22 protein-coding genes and 3 pseudogenes are annotated in these 23,891 nt (G+C 37.5%); 17 read left to right on the plus strand and 8 right to left on the minus strand.

Annotated features, from left to right (window positions below):
* Window positions 1–520 precede the first annotated feature (520 nt).
* Window positions 521–1,435: a LysR family transcriptional regulator gene (locus tag D4N35_RS15680; RefSeq protein WP_120075376.1), complete on the minus strand. Its 915-nt coding sequence runs from the start codon at window positions 1,433–1,435 to the stop codon at window positions 521–523.
* Between the two features lie 320 nt (window positions 1,436–1,755).
* Here D4N35_RS15680 and D4N35_RS15685 point away from each other — a divergent pair, with 320 nt between their 5' ends.
* The 4 genes and pseudogenes from D4N35_RS15685 (at window position 1,756) to D4N35_RS15700 (ending at window position 5,806) form a co-directional block, all read left to right on the plus strand.
* Entirely contained in the window at window positions 1,756–3,399 is a 1,644-nt protein-coding gene (locus D4N35_RS15685; RefSeq protein ID WP_120075377.1) for an amidohydrolase, read from the plus strand.
* 111 nt (window positions 3,400–3,510) lie between these two features.
* Window positions 3,511–4,775: pseudogene (locus tag D4N35_RS15690) on the plus strand (APC family permease).
* 428 nt (window positions 4,776–5,203) lie between these two features.
* Complete coding sequence (locus D4N35_RS15695) at window positions 5,204–5,506, plus strand: metal-sensing transcriptional repressor (protein ID WP_120075379.1); 303 nt, start codon at window positions 5,204–5,206, stop codon at window positions 5,504–5,506.
* Window positions 5,507–5,647: 141 nt separating this feature from the next.
* The gene (locus D4N35_RS15700) at window positions 5,648–5,806 is read left to right on the plus strand and encodes an IS200/IS605 family accessory protein TnpB-related protein (RefSeq protein WP_235870409.1); all 159 of its coding nucleotides are present in this window, start codon (window positions 5,648–5,650) and stop codon (window positions 5,804–5,806) included.
* A gap of 200 nt (window positions 5,807–6,006) precedes the next feature.
* Here D4N35_RS15700 and D4N35_RS15705 read toward each other — a convergent pair.
* Window positions 6,007–6,293: pseudogene (locus D4N35_RS15705) on the minus strand (winged helix-turn-helix transcriptional regulator).
* Between the two features lie 188 nt (window positions 6,294–6,481).
* On the opposite strand from D4N35_RS15705, the pseudogene D4N35_RS15710 reads away from it, so the two are divergent.
* Window positions 6,482–6,682 (plus strand): annotated as a pseudogene (locus D4N35_RS15710) (biotin/lipoyl-containing protein); the annotation flags it as partial.
* Between the two features lie 389 nt (window positions 6,683–7,071).
* On the plus strand, window positions 7,072–7,650 hold the full coding sequence (locus D4N35_RS15715; RefSeq protein WP_120075381.1) for an FAD-dependent oxidoreductase: 579 nt from the start codon (window positions 7,072–7,074) through the stop codon (window positions 7,648–7,650).
* Window positions 7,651–7,743: 93 nt separating this feature from the next.
* Here the strand turns inward: D4N35_RS15715 and D4N35_RS15720 are convergent, their stop codons facing one another.
* Window positions 7,744–8,253, minus strand: a complete 510-nt coding sequence (locus D4N35_RS15720) for a type 1 glutamine amidotransferase domain-containing protein (RefSeq protein WP_120075383.1) — start codon at window positions 8,251–8,253, stop codon at window positions 7,744–7,746.
* Window positions 8,254–8,484: 231 nt separating this feature from the next.
* Window positions 8,485–9,144 (minus strand): GntR family transcriptional regulator, encoded by a 660-nt coding sequence (locus D4N35_RS15725; protein ID WP_120075385.1) that lies wholly within the window; start codon window positions 9,142–9,144, stop codon window positions 8,485–8,487.
* Between the two features lie 92 nt (window positions 9,145–9,236).
* On the opposite strand from D4N35_RS15725, the gene D4N35_RS15730 reads away from it, so the two are divergent.
* The 4 genes from D4N35_RS15730 (at window position 9,237) to D4N35_RS15760 (ending at window position 13,491) form a co-directional block, all read left to right on the plus strand.
* Complete coding sequence (locus D4N35_RS15730) at window positions 9,237–10,133, plus strand: DMT family transporter (RefSeq protein ID WP_120075387.1); 897 nt, start codon at window positions 9,237–9,239, stop codon at window positions 10,131–10,133.
* Between the two features lie 1,700 nt (window positions 10,134–11,833).
* Window positions 11,834–12,328 (plus strand): VanZ family protein, encoded by a 495-nt coding sequence (locus D4N35_RS15750; RefSeq protein ID WP_120075393.1) that lies wholly within the window; start codon window positions 11,834–11,836, stop codon window positions 12,326–12,328.
* 197 nt (window positions 12,329–12,525) lie between these two features.
* On the plus strand, window positions 12,526–12,996 hold the full coding sequence (locus tag D4N35_RS15755) for a GNAT family N-acetyltransferase (RefSeq protein WP_120075395.1): 471 nt from the start codon (window positions 12,526–12,528) through the stop codon (window positions 12,994–12,996).
* A gap of 42 nt (window positions 12,997–13,038) precedes the next feature.
* On the plus strand, window positions 13,039–13,491 hold the full coding sequence (locus D4N35_RS15760) for a GNAT family N-acetyltransferase (RefSeq protein WP_120075397.1): 453 nt from the start codon (window positions 13,039–13,041) through the stop codon (window positions 13,489–13,491).
* 66 nt (window positions 13,492–13,557) lie between these two features.
* Here the strand turns inward: D4N35_RS15760 and D4N35_RS15765 are convergent, their stop codons facing one another.
* Entirely contained in the window at window positions 13,558–14,016 is a 459-nt protein-coding gene (locus D4N35_RS15765; RefSeq protein WP_120075399.1) for a GNAT family N-acetyltransferase, read from the minus strand.
* Between the two features lie 364 nt (window positions 14,017–14,380).
* Between D4N35_RS15765 and D4N35_RS15770 the strand changes: the two genes are divergently transcribed.
* Window positions 14,381–15,142: a slipin family protein gene (locus D4N35_RS15770; protein ID WP_120075400.1), complete on the plus strand. Its 762-nt coding sequence runs from the start codon at window positions 14,381–14,383 to the stop codon at window positions 15,140–15,142.
* A gap of 56 nt (window positions 15,143–15,198) precedes the next feature.
* Window positions 15,199–15,582, plus strand: coding sequence for a MarR family transcriptional regulator (locus D4N35_RS18310; protein ID WP_208646313.1), 384 nt, complete (start codon window positions 15,199–15,201; stop codon window positions 15,580–15,582).
* 647 nt (window positions 15,583–16,229) lie between these two features.
* Here D4N35_RS18310 and D4N35_RS15780 read toward each other — a convergent pair.
* The 3 genes from D4N35_RS15780 to D4N35_RS15790 form a co-directional block, all read right to left on the minus strand.
* A complete protein-coding gene (locus D4N35_RS15780; protein ID WP_120075404.1) occupies window positions 16,230–17,582 on the minus strand; it encodes an APC family permease in 1,353 nt (450 codons plus the stop codon).
* Between the two features lie 199 nt (window positions 17,583–17,781).
* On the minus strand, window positions 17,782–19,404 hold the full coding sequence (locus D4N35_RS15785) for an amidohydrolase (protein ID WP_120075406.1): 1,623 nt from the start codon (window positions 19,402–19,404) through the stop codon (window positions 17,782–17,784).
* 1,016 nt (window positions 19,405–20,420) lie between these two features.
* Entirely contained in the window at window positions 20,421–20,879 is a 459-nt protein-coding gene (locus D4N35_RS15790; RefSeq protein ID WP_120075408.1) for a VOC family protein, read from the minus strand.
* Window positions 20,880–21,262: 383 nt separating this feature from the next.
* Here D4N35_RS15790 and D4N35_RS18550 point away from each other — a divergent pair, with 383 nt between their 5' ends.
* From D4N35_RS18550 to D4N35_RS15810, 5 genes are all read left to right on the plus strand, one after another.
* A complete protein-coding gene (locus tag D4N35_RS18550) occupies window positions 21,263–21,469 on the plus strand; it encodes an SRPBCC domain-containing protein (protein ID WP_268920382.1) in 207 nt (68 codons plus the stop codon).
* On the plus strand, window positions 21,462–21,743 hold the full coding sequence (locus D4N35_RS18555; RefSeq protein ID WP_268920383.1) for an SRPBCC domain-containing protein: 282 nt from the start codon (window positions 21,462–21,464) through the stop codon (window positions 21,741–21,743). Before D4N35_RS18550 ends, D4N35_RS18555 begins: the two co-directional genes overlap by 8 nt.
* 92 nt (window positions 21,744–21,835) lie before the next feature.
* Window positions 21,836–23,047 (plus strand): pyridoxal phosphate-dependent aminotransferase, encoded by a 1,212-nt coding sequence (locus D4N35_RS15800; RefSeq protein ID WP_120075410.1) that lies wholly within the window; start codon window positions 21,836–21,838, stop codon window positions 23,045–23,047.
* Window positions 23,044–23,487, plus strand: coding sequence for a RidA family protein (locus tag D4N35_RS15805; protein WP_120075412.1), 444 nt, complete (start codon window positions 23,044–23,046; stop codon window positions 23,485–23,487). Before D4N35_RS15800 ends, D4N35_RS15805 begins: the two co-directional genes overlap by 4 nt.
* 106 nt (window positions 23,488–23,593) lie before the next feature.
* Window positions 23,594–23,827: a hypothetical protein gene (locus tag D4N35_RS15810; RefSeq protein ID WP_120075414.1), complete on the plus strand. Its 234-nt coding sequence runs from the start codon at window positions 23,594–23,596 to the stop codon at window positions 23,825–23,827.
* Window positions 23,828–23,891 lie beyond the last annotated feature (64 nt).

The raw sequence follows: 23,891 nt of genomic DNA on the forward strand, positions 1-23,891 counted from the left end.
GATAAATTTAGTCACGGATTAAGGTATACTTTTCGACAGTTCGCTGCTTTGCTTCCTCTTCTTCTTTTAGTTTTGCCAGTTCAATTTCCTTACCGTTTATAACTACTTTCCAACTTCCAATAGCCACAAGCTGTTAAAAGTGATACAGCAGTAATTGTCGCCAACATGACCAACCAGTTTTAGAAAAAACACACTTAATAATGGTTTTGCCAATCTCGACGTGATTAACATTATTTTCAGCACTATTTACAATCCATTAAATTGGCCATAAATAAAAAACCTGACTCTATTAAGAGCTAGGTTTAGATTATACTATCAAATTATGGTTGTAAACCGTTCGGGAAGACGTGAATTAATTTATCATATACGTCAAGGTTTAGGTAATTTATTATCAATGTAAATTCGTACGCCATGCCACAAATAGTGAAGCGCTTATTTCTTCGTTTTTTCTTTTTGCCATAAGACAATCCTAACTTTTCAGTGGGTTTAGTTTGTTGGGTTTAGAATCCTTTTTAATAGATCATAATAAGCTCATTGCTTTTTTAACTTTTTTTACTATCATACTGGAAATCTTCGAATAATGTTTTTGCTTGAGGCGAACAATATAAAAATCGGGATGATGTTTTTGATATTTTTTATCCAAAGCCAAATCCACTGTGACAATACCTGAATTAGGTATAAATAAATTGTCAATTTTAAAACTGTAGTCTATCCCTAACATTAAAGCTAAATTTTTAGATAATACTTTTCTTAAGGAATCTAGATTATTTGTAGTTAAAAAAACTTCTAAAGGTCCATAACTTTCTACATAATCATCTATAAATTGAGTGGTATATTCATCGTTAAATAAGGCAATTGGATAATTTTTTAGTTCCTCTAGGGTGAGTGATTTTTTCGATGCTATTGTCGATTTTTTATTTGCCCCAATTACGAGATTTCCTTCTGTGACCTTCTCATAGATAAGGTCTTTTGTATTTCTTTTATTATTCTCGGGTAATGAAACCATTCCAATATCAATTTCTTGATTTAATATTTTGTTTATTATTTCCTCTGGATTAGTTTCAAGTAATAAGAATTGAATGTTTGGGTAGATAAATTTTAATTCAGAGATGATATCCATTAAAAGAGGCATTAGACCAGCCTCATTTCCAATTCTTAATTGCCCGCTCAGAGTATCGGTAATGCTTTGTGCGTTTTCTTTTAATTCCTCCAGTTTCATTAAAACTTCATTTGCATTTTTGATAATAATGCTGCCTTCAGAAGTGGGAAATGTACCGGAACGGGAACGGTTAAATAGTAAAAGTTCTAATTCTCTCTCTAATTGGGAAAGTGACTGGCTTAAAGCTGAAATCGTTATATTTCTATTACGGGCAGCTACTGTTAAAGACCCAGTTTTAGCTATTTCCACGATATTCTCTAATTGATCGATATTCATTCATACTTCTCCTTTGTTTAGATTTTTTAAAGTGTTTTTAAGAATAATTAAATATACTTTAAATCAAAACGATGTTATATTCAATAATATATTCAGATTTTTGTGAATCAGGCGTTCTTAAAAAAGGGAGTGGAGAGACTGAGGGAATAGTAATTAACAAATAATATTTTGAAAACGATTTCAAACAAGGGTATTGCCACCGAAAGGAAGTTTAAATAAAACATACTATAAATTGTAGTTTTACGCCCTATGACTATTAACAAAAGAGATGGAAAAGGGCAACTCATTTTTGGAAGTTTATTGATTCGGGGGAGATAAAAGTGTCAAAAAAAGCAGACATCATCCTTTCAAGTAATGCAGTTTTTACTGGGGTGAACTCAAGGCCAGAGCCAGCTTCCATAGCTATAATTGGTAATAAAATTGCAGCTATAGGCTCAAAAGAGGAGATTTCATCCTATATAGGAAATGATACACAAATGCATGATTATCAAGATCAATTAATTATGCCGGGATTTCACGATTTTCATTTACATGTTTTCCCTGGAAGTCTTGAATTAGACAGTGTTAGTTTATTAGATGCTAAATCCGAAGAAGAGGCTGCTGAAATGGTCCGTCAATTTGCTGATAAAAGGCCAGAAGCTTCATGGATTATTGGATTTTCTTGGGACAATGCAAACTGGGAAAATAAACAACTGCCGACTCGCGCATCATTAGATCGAGTCCTGCCAGATAGACCAGTAATCTTAAGTCATATAGAGTGTCATTATGCCTGGGTTAATAGTAAAGCATTGGAAGTTATGGGAATTACTCGTGATACACCAAACCCTCCTTTTGGAATAGTAGATAAGGATGAAAATGGCGAATTAACTGGAATTCTGTATGAAAAGGCGATGGACTTAATTTTCAAGGGTGCTTATGATTTTTCGAAAGAGAAAAAATTGCAGATGCTTAAGAAATTTTTTTCACTGACCGCTGAATATGGGGTAACTTCTGTAAATGACATGTATGCACCTACAAGTGATTTTCTTGATGACTATGGGCTATTTGACACTTTGGAGAAGTCAGGGGAGTTATCTACACGTATTCACCTTTTACCTGCTCTATCGGCTGATTTAGAAAGAGCAAAAGAATTAAGAGATACGTATTCATCTGATATGCTTCAATTTTCTGGACTGAAGTATTTTATTGATGGGGTTATCACTGGTTACACTGCATTTATGCTAGATCCTTACAATGATAAGCCGGAAACAAGAGGAAGTTCATCGGTATCACCGGATATATTCAAAGAGTTGGTTGTAAATGCTGATCGAGCAGGTTTTAGGGTGCGTGTACATGCGATTGGTGATGCTGGAGTCCGACTTGCACTGGATGCCTTTCAGGAAGCACAGAATGTAAATGGTGTAAGGGATTCAAGGCATACAATCGAGCATATTGAATCAATCCATCCCGATGATATTGACCGGTTTGGACAGCTGGGAGTTATTGCTTCGATGCAACCTCACCATCTCGCTTTAATAGATAATAAAGTCTATAGTGCACGGCTGGGAAAAGAACGGAATAAATTAACCTTTGCGATAAATACTTTAAAAAAAGCGGGGGCTAAACTGGCATTTGGAACAGATTTTCCTGTTACATCAATAAATCCTATGTTAGAAATTTATCGCGCAGTAACAAGGGTTGATTATTCTGGTTCACCAGAAAATGTATGGAATAAAGATGAACGCATTTCACTAAGTGAAGCTTTGAAGGCATATACGTACGGACCTGCCTATGGCACATTTAGAGAACACAAGCTAGGAACTATAGAACCTGGGAAACTTGCAGATATTATTGTATTAGATCGAAATTTATTTGAAGTTCCACCAGAAGAAATATTGGAGACCAAGGTAAGCTTAACCATTACCGATGGCAGGATTGTGTTCGAGCAGGGAGCATGTAATAAAAAAGTAGTCGAATCAAAATAAAAAAAATAGTAATTAATCTTCAATAACTCCGGAGGGGTCACTATGGACAAAAATCCTAAACTTCAACGTTCACTCACTTTGTTTCCGGTTGTACTATTCGGTATTTCTTTTATGGCGTTAGGTACGGTTTTTAGTACTTATGGTATAGCATCTCAACTATCTCATGGTATGGTTGCAGGCTCGTACTTACTTGCTTTAATTATTATGCTTTTTACCGCTTATAGTTACGGGCAAATGGCAAAGGCTTTTCCTGTATCCGGATCTGCCTATACGTATGCTCAAAAGTCGATTAATCCATATGTTGGTTTTTTGGCAGGTTGGACAATTTTGATGGATTATTTACTGATTCCAATGGTTAATTATTTAATATTTGGAATTTTTTCTCGGCTGCATTTCCTTCTGTTCCAATCTATGTATGGATTCTAGGCATGTTAATTACAGTAACCATTATAAATTTAAGAGGAGTTAAATTGGCGACAGGTGTAAATATCTTCATCACTTTGTTTGCGGCTTTATTTATAATCATTTTCTGTTCCCTATCCATTCGGGCAATTTTAAATGGCGAGGGCACAGGGACACTTTTTACCAGTTTACCATTTTTTAATCCGACTGAATCATTCTCTTTTGTAATAGCCGGAGCTTCCTTATTATGTTTTTCCTTTCTTGGGTTTGATTCGGCATCAACATTTTCCGAAGAAACAAAGAATCCGGAAAAAACTATACCTAGAGCAATATTTATTATCACCCTTGTTGGCGGTTTAGTTTTCATTGTTGTCTCTTATATTGCACAGAACGTATGGCCAGACTACACTTCTTTTAAAGATCCAGATTCAGCTTCTTTTGAAATTATTGGACTGGTAGGCGGGACCTTTTTGACCTCGGCATTTTTGGCTTATACCGCTATCGGAATTTTTGGGTCAGCTATGGCTTCTCAAGCAAGTGCTGCACGGGTATTATATGCAATGGGGCGGGATGGTCAATTACCTAAGAAATTTTTTGGACATATTCATAGTAAATACCACACTCCTTCCAATAACATTTTATTAATAGGTGTACTTTCTTTATCGGCGTTGGTACTAAGCTTATCGCTCGTAGCATCTTTTATTAATTTCGGGGCATTTCTTGCCTTTACTTGTGTGAATATTTCCGTTATTATGCATTACTTTGTCAGGAAGAGAGAACGCTCTTTCAAAGGTTACATTTTATTTCTCATCATCCCACTTATTGGCGCCATATTAGATATCATATTGTTACTAAATCTGGATACGCATTCAAAAATTCTAGGTGGAATATGGTTTGCAGGTGGTGTGATCTATTTGCTTTTCTTGACTAAAGGATTTAAAAAACGTCCACCTGAAATGGATCTGTCTGCTTAAACGAAAGAAAAGTTCTTCTTTTAAATAGTTATTTATGTTGGTGATGGAAGATTACGTTTGAATAATCTTTACTTACAATTGTTCGTTCACATGTAGGTACCTAAACTATTGAGATAATTTCATAAGTGGGGTCTCGAAGATTATTGTATTTTCCGATTGTGGCTTTTTTTTCGCTATGATGCATTAGGAACGCCATGCAAAAGCTCGGAGTCAAGGNCAAAGCTGTAATAACAAAATCGGCTGTCCGAATATTATTACTGTGTAAAATGAAAATCAGCCAGAAGCGTTAGGAAGCTTCTGGCTGATTAGTTTTATGCAAGTGACTTCTTGTTTTGCTTTTTCCTATCTGACAAAATAGGATGTTTTCAGTTGATAAATATACCATATAGGGGTATAATGCAGATATAAAATAAAAGGAAGTGATTCATTTGGATAAATTCTTACATGATCACCCGAGTAAACCAAGAACACAGGATGAAAAGCAAAAAGTTATTAATCGTTTAAAACGTATAGAAGGCCAAGTTCGTGGAATACAGAAAATGGTAGAAGAAGATCGTTATTGTGTGGATATTTTAGTACAAATTAGTGCAATTCAGTCCGCTTTAAAAAATGTAGGTTTCGCTGTGACTGAACGACATATTAACCACTGTGTCAGTGATGCAATCAGACAAGGTGAAGGTAAAGAAACGATTGAGGAATTAATGAGTGTCTTAAAGCAGTTTTCCAAGTAAGGAGGCAGTGTTTAGAAAGCCATTCGAATCAATCATGCAACCATTCGAAATCTACGCCAAAACGGACCTTCGCCTAAAATACAGCAGGAATCCCGGTTGCAACAGTCGGACTGCTTGCACCATGGGTTACTAGTAACAACAATGGTATTAAGTCCGGCAGTTGTCCGCTTTTCGCCCAGCAGTAGACAATTGGCGAAAAGCATTTCCGATTTTTCCTGGTCCCTCTTTATCGAAAAATTGGAATACAAAGCTGAATGGTATGGGAAAAAGGTAGTCAAAATCGACAGATGGTATTCATAATCGACTGTCGCATGTTATCCAATTTGTCGGGCAAAAACCTGAGGTGTAAGGAAAAACTGACTGGATTAGGCCTGCGAAAGGAAGGTCTTATGAATGGGGGAATTCGCTTTTAGGCTACTGGAGAATATCCAGCAGCCCAATACTGTATAGGATGTCCCACTTACTACAATGATTTAACATGAAAATAATACAATCCTTTTCTAATTAATGAAGTATTTTATATTTTTCTTTCCCCACTCGTACATCTTCAAAACGATCGGCATTAGGCTTTCTCCCAGATTGGTTAATGAATACTCCACCCTTGGAGGAACTTCAGGAAATACTTTTCGATGAACAATCCCAGCCTCTTCCAACTCCTAATTTGAGTGGTTAATACCTTATGGGCAATTTTAGGCAACAATCTTTTAATCTCACTGAAACGTAATATTCCTTCCGTACCTAAATGGTAAATAATGACGACTTTCCACTTACCACTGATTAGGGACAAGGTCAATTCCTTTTCACAATTAAATTCACCATTTTCAATTTTTCTTTTTATTTCTGATCTTAAATCATCCATTAACGTTTTCCACATTCCTTTGTTTCAGAAAGTCAGCTAAAAAAGACCTCTATCAGCCCTCTATTACCTTTAGTTTGTTATCCGCTTAACAGGTAGATTCCAATGTCCCTGACTAGAAGGCCGACCCGAAAAACCAGGCCCATATTGGTGCGATGATGCCGGGAACGGTGCTGAAAGGGCTCGTTGAAAAAGGCGAGAAGGTCCAATAAGGGGATCACTTTGTCCTTACGAAAGCGATGAAGATGGAAACTACAATTCAAGCAACTGTTGCAGGAATAGTAAAAGAAATATATGTTGATAACGGTGATAAGATTTAACCGGGAGATCTGCTTATTGAATTGCAGAAATAATGCTTTAAAAAATCCTGAAGCTTATTATAAATGCCTTCGGGATTTTTTATATTTCGGCTTACATCAAGCATTGATTTTAGTATTATACTAAAATTTTACTTGTTTGAATGAATTCAGACGCCCTTATGAGTGGCTCACTGTTTGTAGCTCATGCACAAAATAATAAGGGTTGCAGGTTAAAATTCGGAATCAAAGTACAATTGTTTATATTCTTTTCACACGATATGCTTGATACAAAAAATAAAGCAGTTTTCTTATAGAATCCCAAATCGCAAGGAGGGGACTCCTGAATCAATTTAAAGCGCTTACAAGTGAATTGATCTAAGGTAAAAATGATGTGTAAAGGGGAGTACGGAATGAATAAACATTATGATGTCATTGTTGTCGGTGCAGTTTCAATGGGGATAGCCGCCGGCTATTATTTATCGAGGCAGGGCGTTAAAGTATTGCTCGTGGATGCCTTTAATCCTCCACATACCAATGCCAGCCACCATGGAGATACGAGGGTTATCCGGCACGCATACGGTGAAGGCAGGGAATATGTGCCGCTTGCTTTAAGGGCCCAAGAATTATGGGATGAGCTTGAAAAAATGTCCTATTTAAAAATTTTCAGCCGGGTTGGTGCACTGGGATTTGGCCCGAAAGGTGAATCACCTTTTATAGATGAAGCAATTGCCAGCGCAAAAGAATTTGATTTGAGTATTGAATTGCTGTCCAGCAAAGAGATTTCCAAAAGATGGCCCGGCATTGCCATTCCTGAAAACTATGAAGCGTTTTTTGAACCAAATTCTGGTGTTTTGTGGAGCGAAAATTGTATCAGAATGTATCGGGAACTGGCAAAGGTCCACGGAGCCGACATCGTTGTAAATTCACCTGTTGAAGATATTCAGACCTATGAAGACTCGGTCACTGTTGTGACGAAGAATAGAAACTAAAATCAAGTCCAAATTTTTATAAATCTCTTTAATTTCAATATAAAGAGGAAGAGGATTCGCTTTCTGAGAGCCCTCTTCCTTCTTTTGTATAAATTAAGTTAATTTCGCTAAGATTTCACGGATAAACGCAGGTTCATCTGCCGGAGTACGTGATGTTATGAGGTTATCACTGACAACTACCTCTTCATCACGGTAGTCTGCACCTGCCAGCTTTACATCATCTCGAATTCCAATATAGCTGGTTGCAGCCTTTCCTTTTAGTACATCAGCACTAATCATGACTTGTGGTCCGTGACAGATGCCGGCAATTAACTTGCCCTGCTCATTTATTTCCTTCACAAATCGAACAACTTCTTCATTCACTCGTAAAGCTTCTGGAGCGCCTCCGCCAGGTATTATGACGGCATCAAATTCTTCTGACTTTGCTTCAGATGCCCCGAGATCTGCCGTGTAGGAAACTGTTCCTTTTTTTCCATCGCATTGTGCACCTTTTTCCAAGCCGACTATTATTGCCTCATGTCCTGCTTCCTTTACCGCATTATATGGATTTTTCATTTCAGAATCTTCAAAGCCGCCTGCTAAAAGAAACGCTACCTTTGCCAAATTAAAAACCTCCAGTTAAAAACTTTTTACAAGATTACTATAATCTATCACCCAATAAGATGGCAAAATATGTGCTTATTATGAAAAGCATACGACGAATAGAAGGAATTTTAATGCCTTCTATTCATGAGTGGCTTATAACCTCAAGGGGCTAGTCGATGAAGCCAGACACCAAAACTATATAAGGGCAGTGTAGACCGACTTATTCATAGTCTGTTTACTCCCCTTAAACTATTTATCTTCGGATAATATGTGATTGAGGCTATTCATCCAATTACTTCTAAGCATGTCCTCAGCTTCTTTATATTTATTATTTCTTAACCCATCAATAATCATGTCATGTTCATTAACAGATTTTTGTTTTGGGATAGCTTTATGGAAGTAGAAAGATTCTACCCTTATTATTTTATCTTTTAATTTAGTTAATAGCTTTTCAAGCTCTTTATTCTTAGACATTCCAACAATATGTGCATGAAACTCCATATCATATGTGAGACATTTTTTTGCGTTGCTTTCTTCAATTGCTTTCTTGTAAAGGTTATTTATGTCTTCAAGCTGCTTCAATTGTGAGGGGGTGGAGTGTATGAATGCTTCTTGCAGTGCAAGTGATTCCAAGGCGATAACTATGCTATAAATTTCCTTAACCTCAGTGATGTTTATAGGTGCAACCATGGTAAAACTGTTCGGTTTACTAATAATAAACTCTTCATCCTCTAACCTTAACATAGCCTCTCTTATTGGCGTCCGGCTTATACCTAGCTGCTCTGATAACTCCTTATCCTTAATCTTCATCTCAGGTTCTAATTCACCAGATATAATAGCATTTTTAATGATTTCATAAGCATTATTACGCATGGATACACGGTTAATTTTTTTCCCTTTTAAAGTCATTTGATCACCTGTAAAAAAAGTATTTACTTTCTTATATATAATATGTAATATATCAGTTATGAAAGGTGTATTCAAGGTCTGGAGGGATTTATATGAAGCCAAAAACCGTAAATATTTTACTTGTTATAACAATTGTTTGTATCTCTTTATCAGCCATTTTTGTTAAATTGTCTGATGCACCTTCGACCATCATGGTTATGTATCGGATGTTTTTAGCGTGTTTGTTATTATTGCCCTTTTTTCTAAAGTACAGAAAAACACTAAAACAGATAAGAAGAAACGAATGGCTGGCTATTATCTTCGCGGGTCTGTTTTTAGCGGGCCATTTTGGATTATGGTTTGAGTCACTTAATCATACATCTGTGGCAAGCTCTACTTTAATTTTAGCTTTACAGCCAGCGATAGCATTAATTGGCGGGCTTATTTTCTTTAAAGAAAAAATACAACTGCGCACTCTTTTAACATTAGGTGTAGCTTTTACCGGTGTTGTCATTGTTGGAGGAGGTAATCTTGGGTTAGGCAGAGATGTATTATTTGGAAATGTATTATCATTACTTTCTGTTTTTTCAGTAGTATTTTACCTATTAATTGGTCAAAGATACGTGAAATCAATTAACCATTGGGTTTACAGCTTTCTAGTTTTCTTTTTTGCAGGTACAACCATGATTATTTTTAATGTTATTGGTGAAATTCCTCTTACCGGTTATTCAGCCAATGATTGGATGGTATTTATTTTACTTGCCATTTTTCCAACTGGAGCCCATATCATCTATAACTTATTATTGAATTATATAAATACAACTACTGTATCTATGAGTACTTTAGGAGAACCTGTCGGGGCTTCATTATTGGCTATTGTATTCTTAAACGAAATGCTGACTTTGGTAGAGGTAATTGGCGGCTCTTTAATCATTGTAGGGATTTATCTGTTCTTAAAATTGCAAAGTGGCACAAGCAAGGTTTTATCAAAACAAGCAAAAAACGCGTAATGGCTAATGACACATAAGAAAATTGTTATTCCTGAGACTATTATATCTTATATATAGGAAAATGAACCAATTCAAAAAGGGATGCCTCCACCATTTCGCTTTATAAAGTTGATCTAGTCAATTCGTGAATAGGCTCAGGAAATCCCGTGAATAGACATGTTTAATTATCCATTGGCATGTAGTTCTCATTAAATTCCGTACCTAAAGAAGAGATTTTTTATTTTGAACAAGGTTATTGCTGTTTGTGGACAAGATAAGCAGAAAGAGTTAAGGGCTACGGTGCTGATGAAATTATTTTCAGAGGAGATAGCTATGTTGAAAAGATCGGGAAAATGAAAGTGGATGTATTTTTAGATGTGGCTGATGACGTTACTGCTGAATAGGACCCAGACTGCTAATAATTCCTCAGTCAGCGTGTACTTCGAGGTATTTTAGAAATATCTTTATTTTAGGTCCTGATAAGCTTGGCCGGGCCTATTATGAGAGAAATCCCCGCGACTATCACGTCCGGGGATTTCTTATCAATCACTTAATACTCTTCATGTCTGCGCCTGCATTCTCTACACCTGCATTTGAATTCACGCTCGCGTTCTCTTTCCCGTTCACGCTCGCCTCTTACTTCGAAACATTCGCAGATTATTCTTCTTCTGCGTCTTTCTCTTTCACCGCCAACAAAATCGCACATAATCGCACCTCCTTAAAATTGAATTAAGTCGGCCGACTTACTATTAGTATATCGAAAATTGCTGAAAGAGATTGGACAATCATTCTGATAAAAGCGAGGAATTTCTCTGTTAAAATAAATGGGGAGGCGTACGTCGCAATTGGACCTTTTCTGGAATAGGGAAATTAGTTCGTTTATATATTTAGAGTGATAAGTAAGGATGGGGATGGTTCAGATGAAAAGAACTTATATTTATGCCGGATTCATTTGGTGTTTCCTATTTGCGCTAATAAGCTTTTACTGGGCAGGTGGAGGTATGCTAGGCGCAAAAACATTGGGAGGATTCATCTATAAAAAAGCCATGGAAAGAGAACCATCTTTTATAACATTGGTTTGGTTACTGGATTCGTTAAGTTATGCGGAGGGGTTTTTTTACTTTTACTTCTAAGAAGATGGTCTAACATAATAAATCGTATTTTATATTTTTCAGCTTTAATAGCTGGAATCTTTTTATCTTTATACGGTCTGGCAAACTTTATCACCCTTATTCTTTCAAGTATTGGTCTGTTATCTCTTCAGATTGACAACTATGCTCTAAGATGGAGACTCTTTTTTTGGGAGCCCTTTTGGATAATTGGAGGAGTCTTTTTTATACTCTCTGCAATCGAGTTCAAGAAGCGATTACGATTATAAACAATTTACCACCCCTGCATCTTTTGTACCATTCATGACAAAGGCTGTACTACGACGTGCCAACCACATTGCCAATAACCCCTTCTAACATTCACTATTTGCGTTGGAGAGAAGATTGTGTGTTTTTGGCGTGAGTTTAATCCTTGAAGTAATCTGTAAAAATATGGTTGGAATTCGAGCTGGAAATCGTTCAGCAGCAGGCGTATTTGAAAAACACCGAAACTCATAGGTAGACGACAAAGGTTCTCTTTTTGCCATATCACCAATAAAGAAAAAGTATTAGAATAGTAATTGGGGGCGTTGTCCTAAAGGAGCAAATAAATAAAGAACAGCAGGGGAGAATATGAAAAAAATAGTGAGGATTGTTTTTTGTATAAGTTTTGTATTTTATCTATTTGGGTTATTGATTGTATTATTCTTGGGCTCTAGGGGATCTCTATGGTCAGATCTGACAATGCTGGAATACATAAGATATTCGTCAAATATTGTTCCATTTAAAACGATCAATACATATTTTAAGGCAATGGTTGATGGAAGCATGAATATGGATATACCTGTAAAAAACCTCGTTGGAAATTTCATTTTATTTTTGCCAATGGGAATTTATCTTCCGATCTTTTTCAGAAAAATAAATAAAGCAGGCATATTTTTTTTGTCCATGATGACAATGTTATTTATTGTTGAAGTAATACAATTGGTTACAAGAAGGGGAAGTTTTGATATTGATGATTTCATTCTCAATATCCTTGGTGCTTTGATTGGATTTGGCATTATGAAAACAAAAACTTTTCAGAAACTATGTATCGGAAATCCGCAGTTAAAGGCATTTGAAAGGTAAAGGGCATTTGAAAGGTAAAGGGCCTGGAAAAAAACGCCAGTATCCAAATCGAAACAGTCCAGAATGCCAATCCTCCTTTGGATCTGGGGCCATTTAATACGATCAAGGCCATAACGGCTTTGGAAAAAGCAGTAAAAAGCTCGGACAGTTTTTTAAAATCCTAAACCTTGGGTGTAATGATTTAGAGGTGAATTTTTATGGATGTCAAGTATGCTCAGTTCACGTCCATCCCCGAACCTGAAATTTTAAATGGCATTTTGCGTTTGCATAAACGCGTTTTTGGTCATTCCAATCATTTGATTGAAAGGATGGAAAGCAAACCGGGTCTGCTGATTATTGTTGCCATGCATGGTGAGAAAGTGATCGGATTTAAGATCGGCTATAAACTTGATGACGAAAAATTTTACAGCTGGCTGGGCGGCGTTGATGAGAAATATAGAGGGAATGGTATTGCTGCAAAGTTAATGGAATTACAGCACCACAATTTAAGAGAAAATGGGTTTTCAATCGTTCAAACAAAAACAAAGAATAAATGGCGGAATATGCTGATTTTAAATATCAAAAGCGGATTTGATGTTATTGGTACATATACAGATGAAAGAGGGGAGCCCAAGATTATTCTTCAAAAGAAGTTGTCCGATTTAACGGGCAAGATTAGCAAGTTATAATCATATCGCCTAAAAATATTTATATCTTACAAGGAGAGCAAAATGGATATCCGGAGACTAGGGGCAGAAGAAAAATTTCCAATGGACTTATTGTTATTAGCGGATCCTTCTAAAAAAAGTGTTGAAGATTACATAAAAAGGGGAGAATGCTTCATTGCTGAAATAAGCGGAAAAGTAATTGGAGTTTACGTACTATTGCCCACAAGACCCAAGACGGTGGAATTAGTGAACCTTGCCGTTGCTGAAGAAATGCATGGGAAAGGAATTGGCAAACTGTTAGTGATGGATGCAATTAACACAGCGAAAAAAAGAGGATATAAAACAATGGAAATAGGTACTGGAAACTCAAGTATAGGACAGCTTGCTCTCTACCAAAAATGTGGATTTAGAATTATTGGTATTGACTTGGATTTTTTTATCAAACACTATCCAAATGAAATATTTGAAAATGGGATACAGTGCAGGGATATGGTTCGACTATCACAAGATTTATAAAAAGTCTTTCTTGTTTTCACGAGCTTTTCCAAAACCAGGAAATCAAGGGTGTTTTTAAGGCATGTCTTATGCATGCCCCTTCTGCAATTCCCATTTCAACATATTATTCTCTGATCCTATTCTATTCATATTCAGCTTTTCTAGCACCCTAATGGACGGCCCATTATCATCCCGGCATTCCGCAATTACTTTCGTGACATTCTCAAATGTAAACGCCCATTTTATGATTTCCCTAACTGCTTCTGTTGCATAGCCTTTGTTTTGTGCGGAAGGCAGAATTCCATAGCCTACTTCAACGGCATTTTCTGAATCGGGTTTTCCTTTAAATCCGATATCGCCAATAACCGAATCGTTTTCTTTTTCTATGACAAGCCAAACCCCCCAGCCTAAAAGAGTGGAATCGTCTTTTAGCTTCTTCAGGTACTCTTTTATGTGAGGGCCGATTTCATATCCTTTGATCGAAATTGTTGATATTGATTCAGCTGTACAAGGAATGAGTTTTAGTCTTTGTGTTTGCAATTCCATTTTGATCTTCCTCTATATCTGTTTCATTTTCGGGCTTCCAGGTGTCTTTCATTCCAGCTAAAAAATTTTATCATAAAAAGGGGATTTTGTATTCTTTTGAATGGGTTCTTTTTCCCTTTGACCTTGTTATAATTGTTATTGGAGAAGTGCGAAGCCATCGTTTAAAATCTTTAAATGATGTAGCCCGTCGGCACTCTCCCTGGTGGCGCCGGTATTTCTGTCGGGTACCGGCTTTAAGGGTTCAAATCCCAATTGAATCCGCTCCGCAGTTTATATATGTTTTGGCAATTTTGCAGGGAAGACCTCCATTGTCCAACACATTCCTGTGGGGTGGATTCACCATGTATGTTAGGGGGCGGATGAGATGGAACTATTAGACATCTCCATTATGACAGCTGTTGCAATTTCTATCATTTTAGGGCTAGGGGCTATTGGAAAAAGACTCTTTAGATCGGCTACCATTTTTCAATATGAACAAGGAATCAAGTTTCACAATGGAAAGTTTAAGGAAATACTGGGTCCCGGCAAGTATCTCTATTTTACTCCTTCAACAACTGTCGACATCTTTGATATGAGACCTGCCGTTTTACAGCTAAATGGACAGGAAGTATTAAGTTTGGACAACGTTGGCGTAAAAATGAGTTTGGCAGTAAAATACCAGATTTTAGACCCGCAAGCACTCATTTCTGAATACCAAAATTTCCAAGAATATTTGTACATGAGCGTTCAATTTAAACTCCGCGAAGTGATTTCCTCGATGGGAATGGATGAAATTTTGGCAAACCGCCAAAAAATAAACGATCAAGTGAAAAGCTTGCTGGTGGAAGACAAATCCTTAATCGGGCTATCTATTCAATCGGTAGATTTGAAGGATATCATGTTATCGGCTGATTTAAAAAAAGCTTTTGCCGAAGTGGTGAAAGCCAAAAAAGAAGCTCTTTCCCTATTGGAAAAGGCAAGGGGGGAAACGGCAACTTTAAGGAGTTTGGCCAATACCGCCAAAATGCTGGAAAACAATCCCGAATTGGCAAAACTCAGGTTGATTCAAACCATTGAATCTTCACAAGGGAACACATTCATTATTGACATTTTGAATGATTCCATTAAAAAAACGAGCGGTAAATGATTTTCTTGTGTTGAATATTGTAAATATTATTATAAATTAAAAAGGAGGCGACCCAAATGGGGGCATGGGGAACAGGACTTTGGGAAGATGATTTATCTTGTGATATACAGGATGAATGGAATGATTTGCTGGATGAGGGAGCAAGTACAAAAAGCGCTACAAAAACCATTCTTGATACATGGTTAAATGAATTCCAGGATTATGATGACGAGGAGCAGGCTTTAGCAGATTTATCGATTTTATATATTTCTCTCGCTGCTCTGCAAATGAGGCATCGTGCATTGGAAAGAAACATTAAGGAGAAAGCCTTGGAATACCTGGAAAAAGGCGCGGATCTTTCACTTTGGGAAGATGCAGATGAAACAGATGTAGAGGATAGGAAGATGGTTCTGGATGAATTTAAAAAGAAGCTAATGGCAACCGAGCCTCATTTGCCTTAGGATAGAGTTACATTCAAAAGGCTACGGAGAAAAGCTCCTTGCATTTGTCCATCCATGGGCGAACTAAGACCATTATGAAAGTGCCGCCTTATCTTCAGGCTTGCAGCGTATGGATGCACAAGTTAAATAACATTATTTCTGTACCGTCCATTTTTATGGACGGTACAATGGGAATTGCGGCTTCAAAATTAAACAAATTTATATTTTTATCCAATTCAAATTGCAAAACTGTTTATAAAATAATTACGTTTCCGGCCCTATCAAGAGTTGGAGACGTTTTTATTTGAAAGAATGGCTAGTGAAAAGGATTTTCAGATGCTTTTTTGGTAATAGAAATGAAGGTCGAGATTTATAAAAAGGGTAAAAGTACGTAAGGTAAAAAGAGACCGCAAGTGCTGCTAACACTGATGGTCTTGTACAATAGCCGCCTCTCAAAGAGTGGCAGGCTCCATGGCAGTAGAAATAGACCATCCCCTAAACTCACTCGGGGCTCAAGGGAGGTCTATTTCTTTTGGTTTTGAGACAGTATGGCAATTAAAGCGCCGATGGCAGAAAAATCGTCCTTAATGACAAAAGGCCGCATTAAACATTGGAGGAGTTTAGTTGAACGTCAAAACGATATATTTTGATTTTCTCGTGAAATCATATTAACTTATTATTTCACTTTTTTCCTCAAAAATTTCCGGAGGTGGTTGCTTAAATAATTTGGTTTGATTCATTAGATATAAAAATCCGATAATCAGCCAAACACCACCTAAAATAAGGGCGTTAAAATTCAAACCTAATAATAGTACAAAAATAAAAATTGCACCTATTAATGGAATGATTAAATATTGAATAATCCCCTTAGGCGTACGTACCCCTTTCTTTATAAAATAATGACTGATAACTGATAGATTCACAAAAACAAATGCAAAAAAAGCACCAAAGGTAATAAAGGAAGTTGCTGTATCAAGGTTAAAAAACAAGGCTGACAATGCAACAATAGCAACTATTAAAATATTATATACAGGTGTTTTGTATTTAGGTGAAACGTATCCAAAAATCCGTCTGGGCAGTATATTCTCTCTGCCCATTGCATATAGGATCCGTGCTGCAGAAGATCCGGATGCAACAGCAGAAGCAAATCCGGCGGTAAGTGCAACCGCTGTAAAAGCAGAATTCAGGAATATTCCACCAATGTCAGAGGCAATTTCCAAGTACGCAGAATCAGGATTTACGAATGTACTCACATTCGGATGAACCATGTGTAATAAATACGATGATGTAATATATAGAAATCCGCCTATTAGTGGAATAGCATAAATTGCTTTCGGCAGCGTTTTTTTAGGGTCTTTTGTTTCCTCAGATAAAGCCGTAATTGCATCGAACCCTAGAAAAGTAAAGCATAAAATGGGGACTACAGCAATTAACGAAGAAAACTCCACATTTTGGTCTAAGAAAGGCTGAATAGAAAACAACGTCCCGGTTCCCCCGCCAGACAGCAAATATTTTATGGCAAAAATAAAAAAGAAAACAAAAATCAATAGTTGTAAAAGAAAAACATACGTATTAAAATTCGCCGCGAATTTAATGCCACGAACATTTACTATCGTTATAACCGCTATAAAAAGGATGATCCATACATAAATTGGAATTGCGGGAAAGTAGGCACTTAGCGCTATTCCTAAAAGTAAAGCACTAATCATTGGGCTCAGCATGTAATCAAGCAAAATAACCCAGCCCACAAGAAATCCTAAATAGGGATTAATCGCTTTCTGTGTAAATGTGTAAGCCGCACCAGCTGAGGGGAATGCTTTAACTAACTGTGCATAACTGAATGCTGTGAATAACATGACAATTAGTGCAATCATATATCCAGTCGCAACCATCCCGTTGCTTTCAACAGCTACAATTCCATATGTTGCAAATAACGTTTGGGGAGCCATAAAAGCCAGCCCAAAAAATACTATATGTCTAAAAGTTAACACTCGTTGCAGTTCTCCGGATGTATTCCCCATGTTTAACCCCCGATTATTTTTGTTTAGAGCTTTAGAAGGCAACCAGAAAGGCCTTACATTAATTTTGAGAATTTAATTTGGTTCGAGCAGTTCCTCATCTACTTCTATGATTTATTTGCATTCCCTGGATGAGAGAGCAACAGCGCGGCTGTTGCTCTTACAAAAGGTTTTAGAGACCGCTTTCCTCCATGTTGCATGGTCATTTTTTTAAATGGGAATCTTTTTCATAAATTACTTGTCCATCAAGTATCGTTAAAACTGTTTGTGCATCTTTTATTTGTTCTGCCGGAATATCAAATAGGTTCCTGTCAAGAACGGCAATGTCGGCAATTTTTCCAACTTCCAATGTTCCAAACTCGTTTTCAGTAAATGTTCCATAGGCAGGTCCTGCTGTATAGGCTTTCAACGCTTCTGAAAGCGTGATCCGTTCATGTGGGTGCCAAACATCTTTTCCACTATTATCAATTCTGGTGACTGCCCGATAGATTTGCAGCATTGGGTCTAAGATATCGACTGGAAAGTCGGTTCCAAATGCCAGCTTTGCACCCGTTTTTTGTAACGTGTTAATAATAAATACATATTTTTCTCTTTCTTTACCGATACGGTCGGTATAGACGCCTCTTTCTGACATTGCAAAATGATCCGGCTGCATTGAAGCAATGACTCCCAGTTCATTAAAACGCCCAATATCATCCGGATGGATCACTTCAACGTGTTCAATCGCGTTTCTGGAATCCCTTTTCCCGTTCTTGTTTTGAGCTTCCTCAAAGGCATCCAATGCCATACGGATCGCACCATCGCCAATCGCATGAAAACGAACAGCAAATCCTTCTTTATCTGCCTCCGTTACCCATGTGTTGTATGTTTCTTGTGAAAAAGTCGTTTCCCCTCTTGTTTCCGGCGCATCTGCATAGGGTTCCAACATATATGCGGTCCGCGATGTAACAACCCCGTCGATAAATTGCTTCAAGCCAGAGACCCGAAGTCTGTCAGATTGATATTCTTTACGTAACTGTTTTGCATACTCTATATCGCCATTTAATTCCGGCCATAGGTATAACCTCAGGGATAACTCATCTTTATCCTCGAATTTTTTAAAGAATTTGTATTCCTCTATTGAATCTTGAAATGGTGCATACATGTCATTAACAGCTGTAACACCGACACTGGCAGCATGGGCAAGGAAGTTCTCAAACATTTTTTCCTGCTGTTCCTCAGTGAAGGTATGTGAAATATTTGTTACCAAACTTGTTGCATTTTCGTATAAAATCCCTGTGGTTTCCCCGTTTACATCTTTTTCAATTTCGCCGTATTCCGGGTTCTTTGTATATTTGTCAATATTTGCAAGCTCTAACGCTTTTGAATTGACCCAGGCATAATGCATTTCTGCATGAAACAAAATTGCCGGCCGATCCGGAAGGACCTGATCCAGTGAATGGCGAGTAGGAAGATTTTGCGGATCCCAATACCCCGCATCCCACATATATCCGATGATCCAAGGTTCATCCGGTTTGGAGTCCGCAAACTCTTGAACCATTTTTACAGCTTCTGCTTCGGAACGAGCATCAAATAAATTGACACTATTCAGGAATACACAACCTTGCATAATGTGTAAATGAAAGTCATGAAAACCAGGTGTGATTAATTGATCCTTAAAGTCATATGTCTTTGTGTTTTCATCCGCATAAGCTTTCATTTCTTCCTTCGTACCAATCGCAATAATTTTCTTGTTGGCAATCGCGATGGATGCCTTTATTGGATGGTCCTCTTTTCCAGTAAAAACTGCATTACTTGATAGAATAAGATCTGCTTTTTTATTCATTTTCTTCATTCCTTTCAACTAATTCAGTTTATATTAGTATTTGTCCTGACTACAGGTATGGATTGTCAGAGTGTTATCTGTAATCGTTTTCCATCTCGCTGTCACTGGGATCATGAAACATTTTTTTGTAAACAATTTCAAAATCGTCTGCCCTAATCTCAAGGTCAGCTTCATCCAACCTTTTGACAGATTGATTCAGCGCCAACAGTGTAGGCAACCATTTTTCATTTATAGACGTGCTTTCGCCGGTCCTTTGCAGGAGATGATTTTTGTTATTGCATCATGAATATAAGATCCACCTCCTCGTAGAAATATCACGCAAGATTCGTGCCAAATTTAAAATGTGAGTCTTAGTCAAAAACTTTGACATGAGCAGTACCTGAGCTTCGAAAGCAAATAAAAGGTTTGGACGTTCATGGTATCCGGTATGAATTTATTGGGGAATTGGGGAATTGGGGAGCAGCAAAAAAATGATTCAAATTCGAAGTAAACGAACCGAAAATGAAGCGGAATCGAGGTCTTAGAATCCAAATGGGTCTGTCTTTTTTGTTTATTAATTATGGGGGTATTATAAAAATATTAACGGTGATAACAGTACAATTGGTTATGCTGTCATAAATGGACAGATCATTGACCAAGCTAAAATGATAAATGAAAAGGGGGTGAATCCATTGGATAAATTTGAAAGAAAAGTAACAAAAATAGGTATTAGTACTGGCCCCACTATTCCACCTGAGGTGTTGGAGCACTTGGGAGTTAAACTGGAGATGAAGTTTCTTTCCGTTTAGAAGAAGGAGGCAAAATATCATTAAGAAAGAGCGCGAATTTGGATTTTGAAGGGGTAGAGGAAATTGATCAAGAGTTTCTCTATGGTATGAAAAACCTATTTAATGATTACAATAACACGTTAAAAAAGTTGGCGGACAGATAACTGCGATTGTTAGGGCTTATTTATCATGTCCGAAACTTGAATTACTCTTTAAAGCGCCCTTTCAAGGAATAACCCCCAAATTTATTCAATCATTATTCAGTTTCTCCCATTCACTTAAATACATACGATTTGTAATATTTTTAGGGTTTTCAAGTTTACATATAAATTCTAAACTATTCCCATCAGGGTCATTAAAATGGATTTTAGCATGGGCCATGCCATTATGTGCCATAACAAATGGTTCAACTGGTTCAAAACCGAATGCTTCCCTGGGTCTATATCCTTTTTCGTTCAACCAAACAACTGAATTTTTTAACCCTTCTAAAGAAACTTGAAAAGCTATGTGCCTTATTGAAGGGTGATATTCAAGTTCTACTTTGTCTGTTTCCCATAGTCCCACCCAACTTTTATCTTTTTCAACCCATAAAAACGCCAACCTGTCCTCATGACTATGAGAAAATTCCAAACCAAGTCCCTTATAAAATTCTATCGATCGTTTCAAATCACTTACGGGCAAATGTGCCTCATATAACCCTCTGATCATTTAAACAACCCCCTTTATTGAATTTAAAATTCACCCCGCTATAAGGGGACTTTTCCCCTGCAGTTATTATATCTCCACTATTTACTCAATTCAATATTATCTAAACTTTTAAATATAAAAACATAAAAAGGTCCACCCCTTAAGTCGAAGGTGTGGATCCTTTAAATTATTGTTATTTAGTTAATAAATCTATGATAACCCTGTAATATCAGATCAGGGTTATTCAATGATTTTATTTTTAGATAGGCGATGAAGAGAACAAAGAAGGGATGCCCAAACACTTCCTATTGGATAACGGGTCAAACTATTGTAAAATCTCGGGCATTTAAATATGATAAAATTAAAAAAATTGACTCTATAAAGTCAATAAGGAGGATTTTCTCATGGCAAATGCGTTAAATAACAAGAGAACAGATTCTGCCTCAAGGGTGATAAAGGCATCACCGCAAACCATCTATCAGGCATTCTTAAACCCGGAAGCTTTGGTTGCGTGGCTTCCACCGAAAGGAATGTCGGGTCATATTGATATATTTGATCCCCGCGAAGGCGGGACTTATAGAATGAATAACCCTCACATACGAAATGGATAACGCAACTTCGGGTAAGACTACGGAAAACACTGACGTAACCCAAGGGAAATTTTTGGAGTTGGTTCCGAATAAACGAATTGTACTATCTGTAAAATTTGATTCCGAGGATCCGGCGTTCTCAGGTGTAATGATACAGAAATGGTTATTGGATTCTGTTTCAGAAGGCACAAAGGTCACTATCGTTTGTGAGAATGTACCTGAAGGGATACGTAAGGAGGATCACGACACAGGTTTAAGATCCACACTAGAGAATCTGGCAATTTTTACTGAATGAAAAACTGTAAACGTAAATATTTTTAATGCTTGGTAAATATCATCAATTTTGAATTCATATCTAGTATGGAAAGAAGAAAAGAGGGAATTATTTTGAATTTATTAGAAGAGAAGTTCTCAAGAATTGGTGCAGAATATGCACCTGGGCAAGAGGGCCGCCAGAATACAGATGAAGTTCATCTGCGCGGCGAAAAAATTCATGGTACGCCGGTTGATTTTTCGCACGGTGATGTAGACGCTTTTGAACCTATTCCTGGCAGTTTAGATGCCTTTATCGAAGGCGTTCATCTCGGTGGTAAGCAGGCCTATACAGAGTACCGTGGAAGTGGAACCATCCGGGAGAACGCAGCCCAAAAGCTTTCTGATTTTACCGGTACAACAATTGACGCAGATCGAAATTTTATAATCACTCCGGGAACTCAAGGAGCACTCTTCCTGGCAGTGGGATCTACTGTCTACAGAGGCGACAAAGTCGCCATTGTCTCACCGGATTATTTCGCCAACCGTAAGCTGGTCGAATTTTTTGACGGGGAAGCAGTGCCGGTTCAAATGAATTATTTACATACAACCACATGCGCAGGATTAGATTTATCCCAGTTGGAGGATGCGTTTAAAGCCGGGGTGAAATTATTTTTGTTCTCGAATCCGAATAACCCCACAGGTGTTATTTATTCACCAGATGAAATTCGTGATATTGCGGATCTTGCACAGAAATATGGTGCAACAGTCATCGTCGATCAATTGTACTCGCGCCAGATTTTTGACGAACGTACTTATACTCACCTATGTGCACAAAATATTGATCCTGAAAATGTAATCACTATCATGGGACCATCGAAAACCGAATCGCTAAGCGGTTATAGGCTTGGAACAGCGTTTGGCTCTGCCCAAATAATTGACCGTATGGAAAAGCTGCAGGCCATCGTCTCTCTCCGCGCAGGGGGCTATAGCCAAGCCGTGTTGAAATTGTGGTTTTCCGAGCCGGAAGGATGGATGGCCAAACGGATTGCCCAGCACCAAGCCATTCGTGATGATTTAATTAAAAAATTGAGTGCTACAGGATATTTTCAACTGAGAACCACAGAGGCGGGCAGTTATCTCTTTCCGAGAATTCAAGAATTAGATGTTTCGACCAATCAATTCGTGAAGATTCTTCGTCTTCAAGCTGCTGTTACCGTAACGCCAGGTACGGAATTTGGGTCGCAGTTCACTGACAGCTTCCGTATTAACTTTTCACAGGACCATGCAGCGGCAGTTGCTGCAATTGACCGTATAATTAAAGTAGTGGAGGGATATCGTACATGAGTATGTCAGAGAAAAAGGGGAATCCGATTCCGCAAGGGAAATATGTTCCGGCATTACGATTTGGAAGCCTTATCTATACTGCTGGAATGACCCCAAGAAATAATGGCGTGTTGATTCAAAGTGGAAAAGTCAGCACTAAGGAGCCGATTGAAAATTATAAAGAAGCTGTCAGACAGGCGGTTGCAAATGCGCTTGCCGCAGCCCAAAATACACTTTCAGAACAAGAACAATTGAAGCAGATACTCTCTCTCACCGTTTACATTCAAGCGGAAGAAGGATTTCAGGCGCACTCAAGTATAGCAGACTTTGCTTCTGAGTATCTGTTTGAAACGTTGGGAGATGCGGGTATAGGGAGCCGGGCCGCAATAGGTGTTTCATCATTGCCGGGCGGTGCGCCGGTTGAGATTCAATTGATAGCTGCCGTTTCTTCTCAAAGATAAAGACTCAATGGGAAAAATTATAAAGAGCGCTCAAACTTGGGCGCTTTGATTGAATAGTAATACATGATAGGCTTAAACTGAGAATAAATTCCAAAGGGTGATAATCTTGAAAAAATATTTGGTGTTTATAATTAGTTTTGTATTGCTTTATATGGTATTCCAAATAGTATCAGGAGCCATTTTAACTGCCTTCTATACTCCAGATTTTTCTGCAATTCGAGGTAATCTCAATCAAGAGGCAATGTTCGGTAAGTCTTCTATACCATTATTTGTAATATTGATTATTGCTACTTTTGCTTACTTTCTCTCTCAGAAAACGTTTAAAACAGCAAAAAGTTGAATTTGTTATATAAACTGAACGAAACATTGTACCATTCTGAAGAAGGACATAGGTTAGCTCCACC

This window comes from Siminovitchia fortis, assembly GCF_003605365.2.
GTDB classification, from domain to species: Bacteria; Bacillota; Bacilli; order Bacillales; family Bacillaceae_C; genus Siminovitchia; species Siminovitchia fortis.